At 67.4% G+C, this 17,705-nt stretch carries 17 protein-coding genes; 6 read left to right on the top strand and 11 right to left on the bottom strand.

Going from position 1 to position 17,705, the window contains the following annotated elements; genetic code table 11:
- Positions 1-53: 53 nt before the first annotated feature.
- Both AC3WON_RS23355 and AC3WON_RS23350 read right to left on the bottom strand, forming a co-directional pair.
- Complete coding sequence (locus AC3WON_RS23355; RefSeq protein WP_492352842.1) at positions 54-2,021, bottom strand: putative bifunctional diguanylate cyclase/phosphodiesterase; 1,968 nt, start codon at positions 2,019-2,021, stop codon at positions 54-56.
- A gap of 113 nt (positions 2,022-2,134) precedes the next feature.
- Complete coding sequence (locus AC3WON_RS23350) at positions 2,135-3,856, bottom strand: methyl-accepting chemotaxis protein (RefSeq protein ID WP_492352841.1); 1,722 nt, start codon at positions 3,854-3,856, stop codon at positions 2,135-2,137.
- Positions 3,857-4,397: 541 nt separating this feature from the next.
- Between AC3WON_RS23350 and AC3WON_RS23345 the strand changes: the two genes are divergently transcribed.
- Entirely contained in the window at positions 4,398-4,706 is a 309-nt protein-coding gene (locus tag AC3WON_RS23345; RefSeq protein WP_010809859.1) for an H-NS histone family protein, read from the top strand.
- Between the two features lie 106 nt (positions 4,707-4,812).
- Here the strand turns inward: AC3WON_RS23345 and galE are convergent, their stop codons facing one another.
- Positions 4,813-5,832, bottom strand: coding sequence for a UDP-glucose 4-epimerase GalE (gene galE / locus AC3WON_RS23340; protein ID WP_492352840.1), 1,020 nt, complete (start codon positions 5,830-5,832; stop codon positions 4,813-4,815).
- A 155-nt stretch (positions 5,833-5,987) separates the two neighbouring features.
- Positions 5,988-7,010: a tyrosine-type recombinase/integrase gene (locus AC3WON_RS23335; protein WP_492352839.1), complete on the bottom strand. Its 1,023-nt coding sequence runs from the start codon at positions 7,008-7,010 to the stop codon at positions 5,988-5,990.
- 221 nt (positions 7,011-7,231) lie between these two features.
- On the opposite strand from AC3WON_RS23335, the gene AC3WON_RS23330 reads away from it, so the two are divergent.
- Together AC3WON_RS23330 and AC3WON_RS23325 are read left to right on the top strand one after the other, a co-directional pair.
- Positions 7,232-7,666 carry a nuclear transport factor 2 family protein gene (locus AC3WON_RS23330; RefSeq protein WP_492352838.1) on the top strand — a complete coding sequence of 145 codons (435 nt, stop codon included), beginning with the start codon at positions 7,232-7,234 and terminating at the stop codon, positions 7,664-7,666.
- Between the two features lie 61 nt (positions 7,667-7,727).
- On the top strand, positions 7,728-8,723 hold the full coding sequence (locus tag AC3WON_RS23325) for an NAD(P)H-dependent flavin oxidoreductase (RefSeq protein ID WP_492318155.1): 996 nt from the start codon (positions 7,728-7,730) through the stop codon (positions 8,721-8,723).
- A 53-nt stretch (positions 8,724-8,776) separates the two neighbouring features.
- On the opposite strand, the gene AC3WON_RS23320 is transcribed toward AC3WON_RS23325, so the two are convergent.
- On the bottom strand, positions 8,777-9,325 hold the full coding sequence (locus tag AC3WON_RS23320) for a PadR family transcriptional regulator (protein ID WP_492318156.1): 549 nt from the start codon (positions 9,323-9,325) through the stop codon (positions 8,777-8,779).
- 339 nt (positions 9,326-9,664) lie between these two features.
- On the opposite strand from AC3WON_RS23320, the gene AC3WON_RS23315 reads away from it, so the two are divergent.
- A complete protein-coding gene (locus AC3WON_RS23315) occupies positions 9,665-9,892 on the top strand; it encodes a hypothetical protein (RefSeq protein WP_492318157.1) in 228 nt (75 codons plus the stop codon).
- Between the two features lie 103 nt (positions 9,893-9,995).
- Here the strand turns inward: AC3WON_RS23315 and AC3WON_RS23310 are convergent, their stop codons facing one another.
- Together AC3WON_RS23310 and AC3WON_RS23305 are read right to left on the bottom strand one after the other, a co-directional pair.
- Positions 9,996-11,141 carry a hypothetical protein gene (locus tag AC3WON_RS23310; RefSeq protein WP_492352837.1) on the bottom strand — a complete coding sequence of 382 codons (1,146 nt, stop codon included), beginning with the start codon at positions 11,139-11,141 and terminating at the stop codon, positions 9,996-9,998.
- A gap of 59 nt (positions 11,142-11,200) precedes the next feature.
- Positions 11,201-11,746, bottom strand: coding sequence for a GNAT family N-acetyltransferase (locus tag AC3WON_RS23305; protein WP_492352836.1), 546 nt, complete (start codon positions 11,744-11,746; stop codon positions 11,201-11,203).
- Between the two features lie 210 nt (positions 11,747-11,956).
- Here AC3WON_RS23305 and AC3WON_RS23300 point away from each other — a divergent pair, with 210 nt between their 5' ends.
- Positions 11,957-12,199 (top strand): hypothetical protein, encoded by a 243-nt coding sequence (locus AC3WON_RS23300; protein WP_492352835.1) that lies wholly within the window; start codon positions 11,957-11,959, stop codon positions 12,197-12,199.
- A 65-nt stretch (positions 12,200-12,264) separates the two neighbouring features.
- Here AC3WON_RS23300 and AC3WON_RS23295 read toward each other — a convergent pair whose 3' ends face one another.
- From AC3WON_RS23295 to AC3WON_RS23280, 4 genes are all read right to left on the bottom strand, one after another.
- Positions 12,265-13,440 (bottom strand): L-rhamnonate dehydratase, encoded by a 1,176-nt coding sequence (locus tag AC3WON_RS23295; RefSeq protein ID WP_492318161.1) that lies wholly within the window; start codon positions 13,438-13,440, stop codon positions 12,265-12,267.
- Positions 13,441-13,530: 90 nt separating this feature from the next.
- Entirely contained in the window at positions 13,531-14,547 is a 1,017-nt protein-coding gene (locus AC3WON_RS23290; RefSeq protein ID WP_492352834.1) for a 4-hydroxythreonine-4-phosphate dehydrogenase PdxA, read from the bottom strand.
- Between the two features lie 16 nt (positions 14,548-14,563).
- On the bottom strand, positions 14,564-15,532 hold the full coding sequence (locus tag AC3WON_RS23285; protein WP_035815870.1) for a Bug family tripartite tricarboxylate transporter substrate binding protein: 969 nt from the start codon (positions 15,530-15,532) through the stop codon (positions 14,564-14,566).
- A gap of 109 nt (positions 15,533-15,641) precedes the next feature.
- Positions 15,642-16,598 carry a LysR substrate-binding domain-containing protein gene (locus tag AC3WON_RS23280; RefSeq protein ID WP_492352833.1) on the bottom strand — a complete coding sequence of 319 codons (957 nt, stop codon included), beginning with the start codon at positions 16,596-16,598 and terminating at the stop codon, positions 15,642-15,644.
- A gap of 112 nt (positions 16,599-16,710) precedes the next feature.
- Between AC3WON_RS23280 and AC3WON_RS23275 the strand changes: the two genes are divergently transcribed.
- Positions 16,711-17,643, top strand: a complete 933-nt coding sequence (locus tag AC3WON_RS23275; RefSeq protein WP_035815873.1) for a dihydrodipicolinate synthase family protein — start codon at positions 16,711-16,713, stop codon at positions 17,641-17,643.
- Positions 17,644-17,705: the final 62 nt, after the last annotated feature.

Below are 17,705 nucleotides of genomic sequence, written 5' to 3'. Positions count from 1 at the left end.
CGCGGGCAGCCTGCCAGACCGGTTATCGGCCGAGTTGCTGACAAACTTTAGGGTCAGGCGCCGCCCTGCCCGCGCAAGGCATCGGCAAAACCGGCAGCATCCAGCGGCAGCGACAGCAGGTAACCCTGCACCTCGTCGCACCCCATTTCATTGAGGATTTCCAGCTGCGATGCCGATTCAACGCCTTCGGCCACCACCTTCATGCGCAGCTCATGCGCCAGCGCCACCATCGAGCCGACGATGGCGCGGCCCTGCGCATCGGTGTCGAGCCCGCCGATCAGGGTGCGGTCGATCTTGAGCGTGCCCACGCGCAGGCGCTTGAGGTAGCCCAGGCTGGAATAGCCACTGCCGAAATCGTCCAGCGCCACCTGGATGCCGAGCGACTGCAGCTCGGCCAGCGTTTCCAGCGACTTGCCGATGTCCTTCATCGCCGCGGTCTCGGTGATCTCCAGCGTGATCGCCGAGGGCGGGATGTCGTGCTGGTGGATCTGCTCGAGCAGGTATTGCGGGAAATTGCGGCTGGCAAAGCGCAGCCCCGAGACATTGATCGCCACCGGCACGGTGGGCACGCCGGCGTCGCGCCACTGGCGCACCTGGCGGCAGACGCTGGTCAGGACCCAGTCGTCGAGCTTGTCGATCTGGCCCGACTGCTCGGCCACGGTGATGAACTCGGCCGGGCTCACCTGGCCCAGCGCGGGATGGCGCCAGCGGCATAGCGCCTCGGCCCCCACCAGCGCGCGCCGGCGCGCATCGTACTTGGGCTGGAACTGCAGCGACAGTGCGTCGTCCTGGATCGCCAGCCACAGGTCGCGCCGGATCACGCGAGTGCGGCGCGCGCGTTCGCCGGCGGCGCTGTTGAACAGGCGCACCTGGTTCGAGCCGCTCTGGCGGGCCTCGGCCAGGCTGACGCGCGCGGCCTGCATCAGCGCCTCCGAGGTCTGCGCATCGCGCGGGTAGATGGCAATGCCGATGTTCACGCCGATCTGCATCTGCAAGCCGCGCGCGGCGATGAACTCGGCCAGCGAGCCGAGCATGCGCGAGCCCAGTTCCTGTGCGCGGCCATGATGAACCAGCTCCGGCACGCCCACGGCAAACTCGTCGCGCGCCAGCCGGGCCAGGAAGTCATGCGGCTCCAGCACGGCCTGCGCCAGCGCGCCGGCGTCCTGGGCCAGGATATCGTCGGCGCGGATCTCGAAGACCTCGTCGACTTCACGGTAGTCGGCAATATGGATCAGCAACACGGCGCAGCCGGTCTCGGCCAGCCGCGCCTGCGCGATGGCCTGGTCCAGCCAGCGGCCGAAGGCGACGCGGTCAGGCATCGTCGTTGCCACGCTGTACTCGCCCACCGTGCCCTGCCCGCGCGCGGCGGCACGCACGGTAAGACGGCCGGGGCGGCCGGGAATGCGCGCGCCGCGCCGCGCCAGGCGGGGCTCGAGCCCGCGCGGCAGGCCGTGCACCTCGTCCGCCAGCTCATCGGCCAGGCCGGCTTCGTGGTGCGCAGCCAGCAAGCCACGCGACTGCGCGCGGTGGACGGCGAACATCAGCGCGCACAGCGCGGTCAGCCCGCCCGCCAGCCAGGCGGGGTGCGGCAGGCCGGCGGCATCGATGCAGCTGCGCGCCGAGACCGGGCCCGCGCTACAGGCGCGGCCCAGGTGGGTGCCAGCCGCGGCCACCAGCCCGGCGCCAGCGACGACCGCCATGATCGCCGCACCACGCCACAGCCGCGTACCCTGGCGCAGCCACTGCACCAGCAGCTTGGCAGCCGCGGTGGCTGCTGCGGCGGCGGCGAAGCTGGCCGCCATCTGCGCGGTGTCGTTGGCCGCCGGCACGCTGCCCGACAGCATCACCACCAGTACAGGCAGGCTTACGCTCAGCTGCGACAACAGTGCCGCCGACCAGGTCAGCGTGCGCAGCGAGCGGCCACCGGCTGACTGGTCCGCACGCCCGGCACGAACGCCGAGGGCGGCGGCCACGCCCAGCAGGGCAGCCAGCAGCAACAGGACGGAACTCAGGGCAATCATTAGGCTGCGCGATGATGAAGAGAATGCGCGAAGAAGGTCAGGACGCGGGGCAAACCCCGCATCATGGCATCTTGCGGTCGCCGTGTGAACAGGGCAATGGTGGGGACAATGGTCTAGAACGCGCTCCAGTCATCATCGGCCCCGGCAACGGCAAGCGCGGGCCTCGCGGCCGGGCGGGCAGCAACGGCACGCGGCGCCGCGGCTGCCGCCGGCCGCACCGACATGGTGCGTGCGGTGCGGCCAGCGACAGCCGTCGCGGCCGTGCCTGCCCCTACTCCCGTACCCGTGCCAAGGTTGAACACCGAGACCACGTTCTTGAGCTTCTGCGCCTGTTCTTCCAGCGCACCGGCTGCGGCGGCGGCCTCTTCCACCAGCGCGGCATTTTGCTGCGTCACCTCGTCCATCTGGGTCACCGCCTGGTTGACTTGCTCGATGCCGCTGGTCTGTTCCTGCGACGCGGCGCCGATCTCGTTCATGATGTCAGTCACGCGGCGCACGGCCTGGACGATCTCGCCCATGGTCTGGCCGGCTTCTGCCACCAGCCGGGTACCGCTCTCCACGCGCTGGCCCGACTCGCCGATCAGCGCCTCGATCTCCTTGGCGGCCGAGGCCGAGCGCTGCGCCAGGCTGCGCACCTCGCCCGCCACCACGGCAAAGCCGCGGCCCTGCTCGCCGGCACGCGCGGCTTCCACCGCCGCATTGAGCGCCAGGATATTGGTCTGGAAGGCAATGCCCTCGATCACGCTGATGATCTCGACCACCTTGCGCGAGGCGCCGTTGATCTCGTTCATGGTGTCGACCACGCGGCCCACCACGTCGCCGCCCTTGAGCGCGATCTGCGAAGCCTCGTTGGCCAGCACGCCGGCCTGGCGCGCGTTGTCGGCATTCTGCCGCACCACCGTGGTCAGTTCTTCCATGCTGGCGGCGGTCTGCTCCAGCGACGAGGCCTGTTCCTCGGTGCGCTGCGACAGGTCCAGGTTGCCGGCGGAAATCTGCTGCGTGGCCGATGCCATCGAATCGGCGCCGGTGCGCACGTCGGCAACGATGCCCGACAGGCTGGCCTGCATCGCGGCCAGCGCCTGCATCATGCGGCCGATCTCGTTCTTCGAGACGCTGGCGATGCGCGAGGTCAGGTCGCCGCGGGCGATGCGCTCGAACACAGCCAGCGCTTCTTCCACCGGCGCGACGATGGCGCGGTTCAGCGTGACCGTGCACAGCACCGCGACCGCCAGGCCCAGCACGATCAGCATGATCGACAGCGTGCGGATACGCGCAAAGCTGGCCTGCGCAGCATCGAAGTTGGCCTGCCCGGCTGCCATCTGGAATTTCTGCAGCTTTTCGTGCACGCCCGACATGCTGCGCTGCAGGTCAGGCAGCACCTTCTTCGCCAGCCGCAGGGCCTCTTCCTGGTTGCCCGCCAGCGAGGCCGCCTGCAGCGGCAGCACGCCCTGCTCCATGAACGCCTGGCGCTGCTTGCCCAGTTCCGCGGCGAGCGCCTTTTCCTCAGGATTCTGAGGCAGGTTCAGGTAGCGCTTCCAGGCAGCCTCCGAAGCCTCGACGAACACCCTGGAGCGGTCCACGTGAACCTTGGGGTCGTCCTGCTCGCCCTGCATCACGTTGCGGTCCAGTGCCAGGCGCATGCGCGTGGTGGCCTGCATCGCCTCGCTGAGCGCGACGGTGGAGCCGAGCTGGTTGGCATAAGTCTCCCTGAGGGCATCATTGCTTTGTGAAATGCCGTGCAGGCCGGCACCGCCGACCAGCAACAGCAGCAGCGACAGCATTCCCATGGCGCCCCGCAGCAGGGTCTTGATCTGGATATTGTTGTGCAAGGACATGATGAAAGAAGACTGTGGCAACCCGCGGGGCACACCCCTGGCCCCGTTCCGGCAGGATCGACGCCCAGATGATCCGCCCTGCCCGGATAACGGCGCCGCGTTCTCGTACTTGAGCCGCCGCGCCAGTGGCGGGTGCAATTAATCGGCCATAACCGGTATGTCGGATATACGCCACGTAGGCTGCCCCGCTATCGCCGCGAACGCCGTGCCGAATTTGCCGCGGCCGATTATGGCGATTTGATTTTGGCGGCGGCTGGCTGCTGCCGGGCCGGTTTGCGCACGGCCGCACCATTTGCGGGCCTGAACCCGGAACTGCCGCCGCAACTGCAGCGGGGCAACACCAACGACGACGGAAATGCCGGCGACAGACCACGACACCGAAAGTTCACACAATTATCGGTGCCAAGAATTTTCGCAAAAACGGCATCCGATTAGGACGGCAGGATTTGCAGCGGGCGGCGACCCCGTTATAATTGTTTTCAGCATTTTCACCCCCCGCACACACCCACCGCATTCCACTCCACCGGAAACCGAGGACCCAATGGCGACGTATCAGGAAATCGTTCAGAAAATCAGTGAACTGCAGAAGCAGGCCGAGGAAATCAAGGCACGCGAACAAGCCACGGTGATCGCGGATATTCGCGAGAAAATCGAGCAATATGGCCTGACCGCGGAAGACCTGGGTTTTGGCGCAAAGGTGCCGGCCGGCAAGAAGGCGGTCAACCGCAAGGTGCCGGTACGCTATCGCGACAGCGCCGGCAATACCTGGACCGGCCGCGGCAAGCGCCCGGGCTGGCTGACCCAGGCCCTGGCCCAGGGCAAGGCAGTTGAAGACTTCCTGATCCGCTGAAATACGCGATCGGCAGATGGCAAAACGCCACGGAATTCATCCGTGGCGTTTTTGTTTTCTGGCCCTCCGCGGCACATGCACAACACCGCGCAGACCGGCCCGGGCGTCAGGCGTCAAACCCCTGCGGATTCATCGACTGCCAGCGCCATGAGTCCTGGCACATGCGGTCGATGTCATGGCGCGCGCGCCAGCCCAGCAGCTGGTTGGCCAGCGCGGGATCGGCGTAGCACGAGGCGATGTCGCCCGGGCGCCGCGCCACGATCTCATGCGGCACCGGCTTGCCGCTGGCACGCTGGTAGGCCTGCACGACTTCCAGCACGCTGTAGCCGCGGCCCGTTCCCAGGTTCACGGTCATGCTCTTGCCCTGCCCGCGCAGGTAACCCAGCGCCGCCAGGTGGCCGTCCGCCAGGTCGCAGACGTGGATATAGTCGCGCACGCCGGTGCCGTCCGGCGTCGGGTAGTCGCCGCCGAATACCATCAGCTTTTCACGGCGCCCGCCGGCCACCTGCGCCACATATGGCATCAGGTTGTTCGGAATACCGCGCGGATCCTCGCCAATCAGCCCGCTTTCATGCGCGCCGACCGGATTGAAATAACGCAGGTAGGCAATGCGCCAGTCCGGATCCGATGTTTCCAGGTCGCGCAGGATTTGCTCGCCCATCAGCTTGGTCTGGCCATACGGGTTGGTGGCCGACAGCGGGAAATCCTCCAGGATCGGCACCGCATGGGGATTGCCATAAACCGTGGCCGAAGAACTGAACACCAGCTGTTTCACCCCGGCCGCGCCCATTGCCGCGCATACCGTCAGCAGCCCACCCAGGTTGTTGCTGTAATACTCCAGCGGCTGGCTCACCGATTCGCCCACTGCCTTGAGTGCGGCAAAATGAATCACCCCGCTGATGCGGTGTTCGGTAAAGAGCCGGTCCAGCAATGCGCGGTCGCGCACGTCGCCCTGCACAAAATGCGGAGTCTTGCCGGTAATGGTGGCGAGCCGCTCCAGCACCACCGGGCTGCTGTTGCACAGATTATCCAGGCCGATCACGTGGTAGCCGGCATTGAGCAGTGCAACCCAGGTATGCGAGGCGATATAGCCGGTGGCACCGGTCAGGAGCAAGGTTTCAGGCATGGAAAATAGGTGTCGGAATTCGATTCAGGGCCGGGCCTTGGCCTGGCGGATTCAAAACGTGGCGCAAGCACCTCTTTCCGCCGCGTAGGCCGGCGAAGCTGCTTATTATCCACGATCTGCCGATGCGCCCAGGGTAGCCGGCCCGGCGCGCGGGGCTAGACCCGGCTTCCCGGCGCTTCCGCCACCAGCCCCGCCCGCGCCTGCCAGGCCTCATAGGCGGCGCGCAGCCGCCAGCCGGACTCCAGGTCGCGCATGCCCAGGCATTGGGCCACCTCGGCAGGCGCCGTGCCGGCCTCGAAATGCATGGCGGCGCAGGTATTGCGCAGCGTCTGCGGCGAGGCGCGTTCGCTGCGGCCGGCCAGCACACCGGCCTCGTCCAGCAGGATCTCCACGCGCCGGTAGACCGAGGCGGCATGCATCGGCCGGCCCGCCGGCATGGCGGGAAACACCAGGCCGCCAAGCGTGCCGGAGGCTTCGCGCAATGCCAGCCAGGCCCGCAACGGCGCATGGGCCAGGCTGAACAGCGGCACGGTATAGGCCCGGCCGTTGTCCGCGCGGACCATGCGCAGCGCCATCCGGCCGGGTGCGCCAGCTTCGATGGCATCGACCCGCAGCGCCCGGGCTTCAGCGACCTTCAGGCCGCCGCCGAGCAGCACCGCCAGCAGGGCCGCATCGCGGGCGCGCTTCCATTGGGTGGGCGATGCCGCGGTGTGGGTGTCGCCGGCCGGCATGCCGGCCGGGCCGAGTATCCGCGCCACCAGCAAGTCGCGCTCGCCCGGCAGCAGGAACGCTGTGGGATCGTTCTCGCCATCGGCCAGGTGGGCGCGCACCGCCTGGCTGGCCGGGTTGTGCATGCCCTCGCGCAGCCGCGCCAGGTGATGGAACACCCGTTCGATCAGCCGCGTATAGCGATAGCGGTGCGATTTGTGCAGCTGCTGCGCGTCCAGGAACTCACCGATCTGCTCCGCCGACCAGCTCAGCGGCGGCAGCCCGCGCTCGGCCGACCAGCGCAGCAGCTTGCCCCACATCGCGCGGTACACCACGCTGGTGCCGTGCCGGAAGCCATGCCGTGCCAGCCAGCCGTCGAACGCGCGCTCCGGATGGTCTCGCCAGGCGGCCAGGTCGGCATCGAACAAGGCCGCCTGGTCGGGATGGGCAGCCGAGGGCTTGGTGGTCACTGACTCTCCTGCCGGGGGCCGGCGTGCGAGGTTGGGATCCCGCCTATTGTAGACAACCCGTCACTGCCCGGCGGGGCGCCGGCACCATTGGCCCCGCATCGCTTGCACGGTGCCCCGGCGCATGCTATTTTTCCACTCACTATGCAACTGGTTGCATATAAACCTGTAACCAGCCCCCTCAACGAGATGCCCGCGCACCGACGCCAGCCAAGGAGACCGACGTGACCACCACCAACCTGATTCCCGCCGCACAGGCCTCACTTGAAGCCTGGCACCAGATGCTGGCCAACGGTTCGATGGCCGGGCTCGACGCCATCGTGGCCGATGAGGTGGTGTTCCGCTCGCCGGTCGCGCACACCCCCTATCCCGGCCGCGACGCGATTGGGCTGGTGCTGACCACGGTGAACCAGGTGTTCCAGGACTTCCGCTATCACCGCAGCTTTGTCAGCGAGGACGGCCACAGCGTGGTGCTGGAATTCAGCGCGGCCGTGGACGGCAAGGCGCTCAAGGGCATCGACATGATCCGTTTCGACGACGCCGGCCGCATTGCCGAGTTCGAAGTCATGGTGCGCCCGCGCTCGGGCCTGGAGGCGCTGGCCGCCGCCATGGGCGCGCGCCTGGCCAGCCAGAAGGACGTGCTGACCGGCGCGGCCTGACGCAACCCTGTTTCGCAGCACCGCTTTTTCGCTTTACCGAAATACCCAGGAGACTTCACCCATGGCCCTTCCCGCCCAACTCCAGAACCGGCTGTCGCTGCCGGTGGTCTGCTCGCCGCTGTTCATCATCTCCAACCCCGACCTGGTCATCGCCCAGTGCAAGGCCGGCGTGGTCGGTTCGTTCCCCGCGCTGAATGCGCGCCCGGCACCCAAGCTGGAAGAATGGCTGGACCGCATCACCACCGAGCTGGCCGAACACGACGCCAGGCACCCGGACCGCCCGTCGGCACCGTTCGCCGTCAACCAGATCGTGCACAAGTCCAACGACCGGCTTGAACATGACCTGGAGCTGTGCGTGCGCTACAAGGTGCCGATCGTGATCACCTCGCTGGGCGCACGCAAGGAAGTCAACGACGCAGTGCACTCGTACGGCGGCATCGTGCTGCACGACGTGATCAACAACACCTTCGCGCGCAAGGCCATCGAGAAGGGTGCGGACGGACTGGTGGCGGTTGCCGCCGGGGCCGGCGGCCATGCCGGCACGCTGTCGCCGTTCGCGCTGCTGCACGAGATCCGCGAATGGTTCGACGGCCCGCTGCTGCTGTCGGGCTCGATCTCCAGCGGCGACGCCATCCTGGCCGCGCAGGCCGCCGGCGCCGACCTGGCCTATATCGGCTCGGCCTTTATCGCCACGCAGGAAGCCAACGCGCAGGACGGCTACAAGCAGATGATCGTCGACAGCACCGCCAACGACATCGTCTACTCCAACCTGTTCACCGGCGTGCACGGCAACTACCTGCGCGGCAGCATCGAGCGCGCCGGCCTGGACCCGAACGCGCTGCCCGAATCAGATCCGTCGAAGATGAATTTCGGCTCCACCAGCGTCAAGGCGTGGAAGGACATCTGGGGCGCCGGCCAGGGCGTGGGCGCAATCAAGCGCGTGGTGCCCGCGGGCGAGCTGGTGCGCCGCTTTGCCGAGGAATATGCGCTGGCACGCCGCCGGCTGGGCTTGGGCGAGGCCACGCAGGCCGGCACGCGCGCCGTCGACCTGGCCTGACGCAGCCGGTCAGCTGGCCTGGCAGGCCGTAGCCGCCGCCCAAGCGGGCGCGGCTACAGCAGCGGCAGCAGTTCCTCGCCCCAGGCCACCCAGTCCTGCTCGAAGCGGATGCCGCGCTGCAGCAGCGCATAGCGCAACTGTTGCGCGCGGTCCATGTCCGGCGCCGAGAAATCGCGCCGCTCGATGGCCAGGTAAGTCTCCAGCCGGGCCCGGTGCAGCGCGATCAGCCGCCGCATCTCGTCACCGAGGCCAAGCGGCCCGATCACCGCATCAGCGCGCAGCTTGACCAGGATTTCCTCGCGCTGGTCCAGGCTGGCGCCGGGGGTCAGCACCCAGCGTGCCAGTTCTTCACGGCCGGCCGGCAACACCCGGTAGACCTTCTTGCGGTTCTTGCGGTCGCCGCCACCGGCCTCGCCTTCCGCCGCCTCGGTTTCATCCGCGGCAATCCAGCCACTGTCAGCCATCCGTCCCAGCTCGCGATAAATCTGCTGGTGCGTGGCATGCCAGAAATAGCCGATGGAACGGTCAAAGCGCCGTGCCAGGTCATAACCGGACGACGGTTTTTCGATCAGGGAAATCAACAAGGCGTGCTGGGTCGACATGCGTCTGGGCAGTGGCCCGTCGGGGGGCGATGGAAAATGGTTGGAAGCGGATGCGGCAGACCCGGAACCGGGACGCGCCGGCAGCCGCACTTCGCGGGGCTGGCGCTATGGTATCGCAATGCGGGCCTTGGGCAGCACCCTCAGCGATGTCGCCATCGGCGTCGCCAGCAGATGCCATACATTCGTTAAATTTGTCATTTTGGAAATTTCCTGGCAGACAGAATTAAAAAACGCTGAATGGCATTTCTGCGTTGGATGCAATACATTCCATACATTGAAATCCAGTGCGAGCGCATACCCGCCCCCGGCCGCACCTTGCAGCAATCCTGGAGTGTGTCCATGACCGGAAGAATCCTGCTTGCCGAAGAGCGCGACGTGGCCTGGGAAGCCGACGCCGTCGAACTCCCGCTCGGCATCCTGCCGCCCATGCGCGACAAGGCGCCCATTTACTACCGCCTGCCCGATACGCCGGACGGGCACCATATCAAGGAATACGCCAGCGGGCTACGCCAGCTGGTGCGCTTTGTCGGCGTCGAAGAACAGGTTGTCAAATTCAGCCTGGGCTGACCGGGCACGTAACCGTTTCCCTGTGGTTGTCTCCTCCGAGCCCGTTCCTGCGGGCAGGGACTTGAACCCGCGAAATTCGCGGGTTTTTTCTTGGCCGGCGGAATCAGAGCTGCGGCGCGCGGCAGGCCGCGCCGTCTGGGTTGGCCGTTTCCGCCATGCCGAACACCGCCCTGGCGCCGCATTGCGAGCCGAACATGCGTGCCTGGTCGTGCCCCACGCCCACCACTTCATAGGCCTGGTGGCGGATCACCAGCCCGGGGCTGGCCAGGTAGCGCTCATAGCGCAGGTAGCCGCGGGCGCGCTGCAGCCGCGTGGGACCTTCGGCCTCAGCGCCGCACGCCTTGTCCAGTACGCGGTGGTTGGGGTCGTTGTCTTCCGTGCCGGCCAGGTAGGTTACCTGACGCCCGGCGTAGCGCTGGTACAGCGACTGGCCATTGGCACCTTTTGCGTAGGGCACGATGTCCTGCATGCCATAGCGGTACTTGTCGTAATCCGGGCACACCCCCTTGTCGTACGGCGCAAACGAGCGGCCGTCCGCGCCGGCCGGGCGCACCGGCGTGAAGTACAGGTAGGACGAGGGGTTGGCCACCACATAGCGCAGGTCGATGCCGCGCGCGCGGATGCGCTCGTCGACATTGTTCAGCACGGCATAGCGATGCACGATCTGCGCGCCGCCCGAATGCCCGGCCACGGTCACCCTGGCCACCTGCGGCAATCGCGCCTTGTCGGTGACGAAGGCCATCAGGTCATCGAGGACCTGCAGTGAACTGACCGTGAACGGCGCGTTGACCGCGTTCTCGCCACTCATCCAGCCCTGCACCGACCATTGCGGCATGCCGTCGAAGCCCTTGCCGTGGTCAGGCGTGCCGGGGAAGTTGGGCGCGACCAGCAGCACCTCGTCCGGATTGCGGCCGCTGGCCTTGAGCAGTGCAGCACCGGCGGCGTAGTAGTCATCGCCGTTGCGCTGCAGGCCGTGCTGCACGAACACCACCTCGCGGATGCGCGACAGGTCTTGGTCGAGCGGATGGTTGGCGTAGACCGGGAAGTCATAGCCCGCGCCCGTGCCCAGGTGCACGCGCTGCCAGTGCGGCTTCGCCTGGGCCGGCGTGGCCGCCGCCTCTATCGCCCTGGCGGCGGAACGCGTGTCGGGTGCGCTGGCGCAACCGGCCAGTACGGCCATGGCGATGGCGGCACCGGCCAATGCCCGGCATGGTTTGCTTGGCACAACGAGAGCAATGGCTTGCAGCATGGGGAAGGGATTCCTGTGGGAGTGTTTTGCCGGCGGCTGACCCGGACTCGCCGCCCTGGTCAGCCCAGGCGCCTGACCAGCGCCGCCACGTCCGGCCAGGTCACGCGGCGGACCATGACCCGCAGGTCCGGACCGTGGAAATCATCCTCGAACGCCTCGGATTCCTCGCCGCCCAGCCGCTGGTAGAACTCGCGCGCCTGCGTATTGGCTTCCAGCACATAGAGGAACAGCGGCCGCCCGGGCCAGTGCGCGGCCACGCGCTGCGCGCAGTGGGCCAGCAAGCGCTTGCCCAGGCCCTGGCCGTGGAAGGCGGGCAGCACGTGGAGGTTGTCGAGATAGATGCCGAAGCGGGGCTCCGCCTCGGGCAGCAGGCAGGCAAAGCCAGCGGCTTCGCCGTCGACCATGGCCAGCGTGACTTCCACGGGGCCGTCGGCGCCGTTGTGCATGCGGGCGCGCCAGGCGGCCAGCCGTTCCGGGTAGGCCTGGTCCCGCAAGTAAGCAGCCGGCAACATGCCGGGATAGGTGTGCTGCCAGCTGGCGGCGTGCATGGCGGCAAGCCGGTCGGCATCGGCAGCGGTGGCGGAGATCAGCGCAAGATCGGGCATGATAGGCGGCGGTCGGCCTCGGCGCAGCGCCGGCAAGGTGTCGGGAAGCGATCATTGTGCCGCCGCATGCCAAGGCTTGCAAAGCGTGATGCAGGGATTGCAACCGGCGTGCCTTGCCTGCCTCCCGCGCCATCATGCAACACTCCCGGCGCCGGGAACGAAGGTTGCAGGATCCTGCAAAATCGCCTGCCGCAATGAAGAGGAAGCCTTATGTATATGGTCTACTGGTCCGAAGCCGACGGCAGCGGGCTCAGCCCCCACGCGCAGTCATTCCCAAGCGATGCGATGCGTGAAGCCCTGCACTTTACCGAAGCGCTGCGCCAGCGCCAGCATGCGGGCGAGCCGGTGAGCTTTGTCACGCTGTGCTCGGAGAATCCCAACTCGGTAGGACGAGCCGGGGCGGCGGATCCGCCGCCCCCGCCGGACTATGAGTGGAAGAAAAGGCGGCCTTGAAGCGGCGGCGTGCATCGTGAAACATGGCGCGCTGCCCGGCCGGGCAGAGCCCGGCAACTGGCCCGTCAGCCGATGACGTCGAACTGGCTGAAGTACTCCTCGTTCAGCTCCAGGCCCAGCCCCGGCAGGTTGTCGTCGAGCTGCAGGTAGCCGTTGTCCGGCGCCGGATCGCCCTTGAAGATGTAGTAGAACAACTCATTGCCCACCTCCACGTCGTGCACGGGGAAGTACTCCGACATCGGCGAAGCCGTCGAGGCCATGGTCAGGTGGTAGTTATGCATCTGCCCCGCGTGCGGGATCACCGGCACCGACCAGGCCTCCGCCATGGCGTTGATCTTCTGCGCCGCGGTGATCCCGCCGACGCGGTTGGTGTCGTACTGGATCACGTCCACCGCGCGGCGCTCGAGCAGGTCCTTGAAGCCGTAAGAGGTGAATTCATGTTCACCGCCGGAGATCGGGAACGGGCTCGCCTTCTTCAGTTCGGCATAGCCTTCGATATCGTCGGCAATCACCGGCTCTTCCAGCCAGCGCGGGTTGAACTCGGCCAGGCGCGGCAGCATGCGGCGCGCATATTCCAGCGTCCAGCCCATATAGCACTCCAGCATGATGTCGACGCCATCGCCGACCAGCTCGCGCAGCAGGCGCACCTGCTCGATGTTCTTCTGCATGCCGGCGGGGCCGTCCTTGGGGCCGTAGCCGAAGCGCATCTTCATCGCGGTGAAGCCCTGGTCGAGGTAGCGCTGCGCTTCTGCCAGGAAAGCGTCGCGGTCGTCATTGTTGTAGAGCTTGGAGGCATAGCACCAGATCTTTTCCTTGGTGCGCCCGCCCAGCAGCTTGAACACGGGCTTGCCAACCGCCTTGCCCATCAGGTCCCACAGCGCGATATCGACCGCCGAGATCGCCGCCATGCCGATGCCCTTGCGGCCCCAGGCATGGGTGCGGCGGTACATCTTCTGCCACAGGTATTCGTTGTCGAACGGGTCCTGGCCGATCACCACCGGTGCCAGGTACTGGTCAACGATCTCCTTGGCCACGCGCGGCGCCAGCGCGCAGTTGCCGATGCCGACCAGGCCGGTGTCGGTTTCCACTTCCACCACCAGCCAGCCATGGAAGCGGAACGAGCCCATGGCGTCGCCGCGCTCGAACAGGATGTCGGTGGCGTTGGTGCAGAAATGCGCCTGCGGCGGCACGGTCTTGCCCTTCCATTCAAAGACACGGGCGCGGACGTTGGTGATCTTCATGTTCAGCTCCTGATGGCGATGCGTTGGCGCGAACGCTCCCCGGCCGCGCCGGGGGCGGTCTTGCTGGATTTGGTGTGGTGAAAGTGGTGGCTAGGCTGTGGCGCGCCGCTGCGCACCCATGCGGCAGACGATCTGGAATGCCTGCAGCGTGGCGCCCGGATCGGCGCGGCCCTGCTGCGTGATGTCGAACGCGGTGCCGTGCGCGGGCGTGGTGATCGGCACCGGCAGCCCGCCCTGCACCGTCACGCCGCGCGAGAAGCCCATCAGCTTGATGCCGATCTGGCCCTGGTCGTGGTACATGGTGACGATGGCATCGAACTGCCGCTGCGACGGCCCGCCCTGCACCTTCAGGAAGATGGTGTCGGCCGGGAACGGACCGTCCGCCGCCACGCCGCGTTCACGCGCCGCGGCCACGGCCGGGGCGATCACGTCGATCTCCTCGCGGCCGAAGGCGCCGTTGTCGCCGTTGTGCGGGTTCAGGCCGCACACCGCGATGCGCGGGCGCGCCATGCCGGTGCGGCGCAGGGCCTGGTCGATCAGGTCGATGGCGCCGCCCACGCGTTCCTGCGTAATCATCGCCGGCACGTCCTTGAGCGCCACGTGCGAAGTCACGCGCGAGGTCCACAGCCCGTCCAGAACATTGAACTCGCAGAAGTTGCCGTGGTAGCGAAGCTGCTCGGCAAACCAGTGCAGCTCATCGCTGTGCGCCATGCCGGCGGCGTGCAGCGAGCTTTTGTTCAGCGGCCCGAACAGGATCGCGTCGGCGTGGCCCGCTTGCGCCAGCTGCAGTGCCAGCGCCAGCGTGCCCAGGCTGTAGCGCCCGCCCTCGGCACTGGCTTGGCCGCGCGCATATGCCGGGCGCTCCGGCAGCTGCCAGTGGTACAGGCGCGGCTTGCCATCATCGGCAAAGGCGGGGGCTTCGGTCTCGGCCAGCGCCAGGTCGACGCCTGCGATCCGCATGCCGTGGCGCCATTCGTCGCGGTCGGCGATCAGCAGGATCTCGGCCTGCGCGGCGGTCGCGGGGTCGGCCAGCAGCCTGGCGATCAGTTCAGGGCCGATGCCGGCGGGGTCGCCCAGCACCATGGCGATTCTTGGACGGGAATTCATTGGACTTCCGGGGTTGTTATTGGTCGAGCTTGACGCCCAGTTCAGCGATCAGCTTGCCATAGCGCACATACTCGGCACGCGAGAAGGCATCGAACTGCGCCGCGGTCAGCGCGCCGGGCACCGCGCCCACATCGGCCAGCCGGCGCACGGTGTCAGGGTCCTTGATCACCGTGGCCAGCGCGCTGCCCAGCTTCTGCAGCGTCGCGGGCGGCGTGCCGGCCGGCGCATAGACACCGTACCACGCACTCATCTGGATGCCGGGCACGCCCGCTTCAGCCAGCGTGGGCACGTTGGGCAGCAGCGCCGAGCGCTGGTCCGCGGTGACCGCCAGCGCGCGCAGCTTGCCGGCCTTGATATGGCTGATGACCGACGGCATGGTCTCGAAGCTCATGTCCACCTGCCCGCCCATCAGGTCCACCAGCGCACTGCTGCTGCTCTTGTACGGCACGTGCAGCAGCTTGCCCTTGATCTGCCGCGCGAAGGACGCGCCGGCCAGGTGCTGGGTGCTGCCGACGCCGGACGAGCTGTAGCGGAACTTGTCCGGATTGGCCTGGATCTGCGCCACCAGCGCCTTGACGTCGCGCGCCTGCACCTGGTTGTTGACCACCAGCACATTGGGCACCGACGACACCAGCGCCACCGGCGCCAGGTCCTTGAGCGGATCGAACTGCAGCTTGAGCAGGTGCGGGGCGATCGCTTGCGAAGTCACCACGCCCATCAGCAGCGTGTTGCCGTCCGGCGCCGCCTTGGCGGTGATGTCCGCGGCAATGGTGTTGGACGCGCCGGGGCGGTTGTCGACCACGACGGGCTGCTTCAGCTGCGCGGCGAGCTTGTCGGAGACGATGCGCGCCATCACGTCGGTGCCGCCGCCGGGCGCGGCACCCACCATCAGCCGCACCGGCCGTGTGTCCTGCGCCCAGGCATTGCCCGTGACTGCCGCCACCGTGGCCAGGCCGGCGAGTGCGCCGGCGATCCATGTCTTCATTGCTGTCTCCGTCGTTTTGCTGTCCGGCTCTGCGGCGCGGATGGGCAGACTATAGGAGCATCAGTGATTGGCCACTACTGATGTTTTTTGAACTGGCGATCACCTGGCGTTATACCTCGGCAGCCGCCTGCTGCGCAGTGCGCGGCAATGCCTTCAGGATCGCGACCAGCTGTCGCGCCGCCGCGGACAAGGCGCCGCCGCGCCGCGTCACGATGCCAAAAGTCTGCTGCCGCGACTGCAGCCGCACGGGCAGGATGCGCAGCATCTTCTGGCGCACGAACATCGCCGCCACGCCGGTCGGCAGCAGCGACACCAGCCCGGGGTCGCCCTGCAGCATGGCCACCGTGACGAAGGCCGACGAGGTCGAGATCGCATTGGCGGGGAAGCTCATGCCGGCCAGGTCCAGCTCGCGCTGCAGCAGCGCGTGCATGGGCATATGCCCGGCGTAGGTGATCCAGCGATAACCGGCGAGGTCGGCAAACCCCATCGCACGCGCGCGCGGCGCCGGATGCGAGTGCCCCACCACGACCGCGACCTGCTCATCGTCCAGCGGGTGGTAGTGGTAGCGGGCCGGCTCACCGCTGACCAGCGAGCGGCCGATCACCACGTCGAGGTGGCCGTCATCGAGCAGCCCCAGCAGGCGCAGGCTGGTGTCCTCGATGATCTCCAGCGCCAGTTCCGGCTGCGCCTGGCGCAACTGCGCCAGCGCCGGCACCAGCACCTCCGGCACCGCGCCCATGATCACGCCGATGGCCACGCGCCCGCCGCTGCCGGCGCGGATGCCCGCCACCTCCTCGCACATGGCGCCCAGGTCTGCCACCAGCTGGCGTGCGTGCCGGATCACGCAATGGCCGAAGGCATTGGGGCGCATGCCGCGCCTGGAGCGCTCGAACAGCGGCGCTTCCAGCATGCCTTCCAGCTCCTGCAGCGACTTGCTGGCCGCCGACTGGGTCATCGCCATCGCCGCGGCGGCCTGGTGCAGGGAGGAATGCTCGTCCAGCGCGATCAGCAGTTGCAGCTGCTTCATGCGCAACCGGCCGGTCAGGGTGTCGAGGGTGGAGTTCATGAAGGGTCTGTGAGTCGCAAAAGCGATCACCAGATGGAAAGGTTTCAATATACAGCCCGCGGGTCGGCTCGTATATTGGCCCGATCCAATTCACAAGCAGCCGGAGGAGACCATGACCCGCACCCCATCCCCCACCGTCTACCGCGGCGTATTCCCGGTAGCGCCCACCATCTTCGACGCGCAGGGCGGCCTTGACCTCGACGGCCAGCGCCGCTGCATCGACTTCATGATCGACGCGGGTTCGCACGGCATCTGCATCCTGGCCAACTTCTCCGAGCAGTTCGTGCTGAGCGACGACGAGCGCAACGTGCTGATGAAGACCGTGCTGGAACACGTGGACGGCCGGGTGCCGGTGATCGTCACCACCACGCATTTCAGCTCGCGCCTGTGCGCCGAGCGCAGCCGCGCGGCGCAGGATGCGGGCGCGGCCATGGTGATGGTGATGCCGCCCTACCACGGCGCCACCATCCGCGTGCCCGAGCGCAGCATCTATGAATTCTTCGCCACGGTCTCGGATGCCATCGACATCCCCATCATGATCCAGGACGCGCCGGTCAGCGGCACCACGCTGAGCGCACCGTTCCTGGCGCGCATGGCGCGCGAGATCGGCAATGTGTCGTACTTCAAGATCGAAGTGCCGCAGGCCGCGGCCAAGCTGCGCGAGCTGATCGAACTGGGCGGCGACGCCATCGTCGGCCCCTGGGACGGCGAAGAGGCCATCACGCTGATGGCCGACCTGGAAGCGGGCGCTACGGGTGCGATGACGGGTGCGGGCTTCCCCGACGGCATCCGCCAGATCCTCGATGCCTGGCAGGCCGGCGACGCCGAACTGGCCGCGCAGCGCTACCAGCAATGGCTGCCGCTGATCAATTATGAAAACCGGCAAGGCTGGCTGGCCACCAGCAAGGTGCTGATGCAGGCAGGCGGCGTGATCGCGTCGGACGCGGTGCGCCATCCGCTGCAGCCGATGCACCCGGCCACCCGCGAAGGGCTGCTGAAGATTGCGCGGAGGCTGGATCCGCTGGTGTTGCGCTGGGCCCGCTGATCTCATCGAAAGGACAAGGCATGACAATCTCAGGCGAACTCCTGATCGGCCGCCGCGCGGGA

The sequence above is a fragment of the Cupriavidus sp. FW305-46 genome (assembly GCF_058787075.1).
This window is presented reverse-complemented; position numbering and strand designations above follow the sequence as displayed.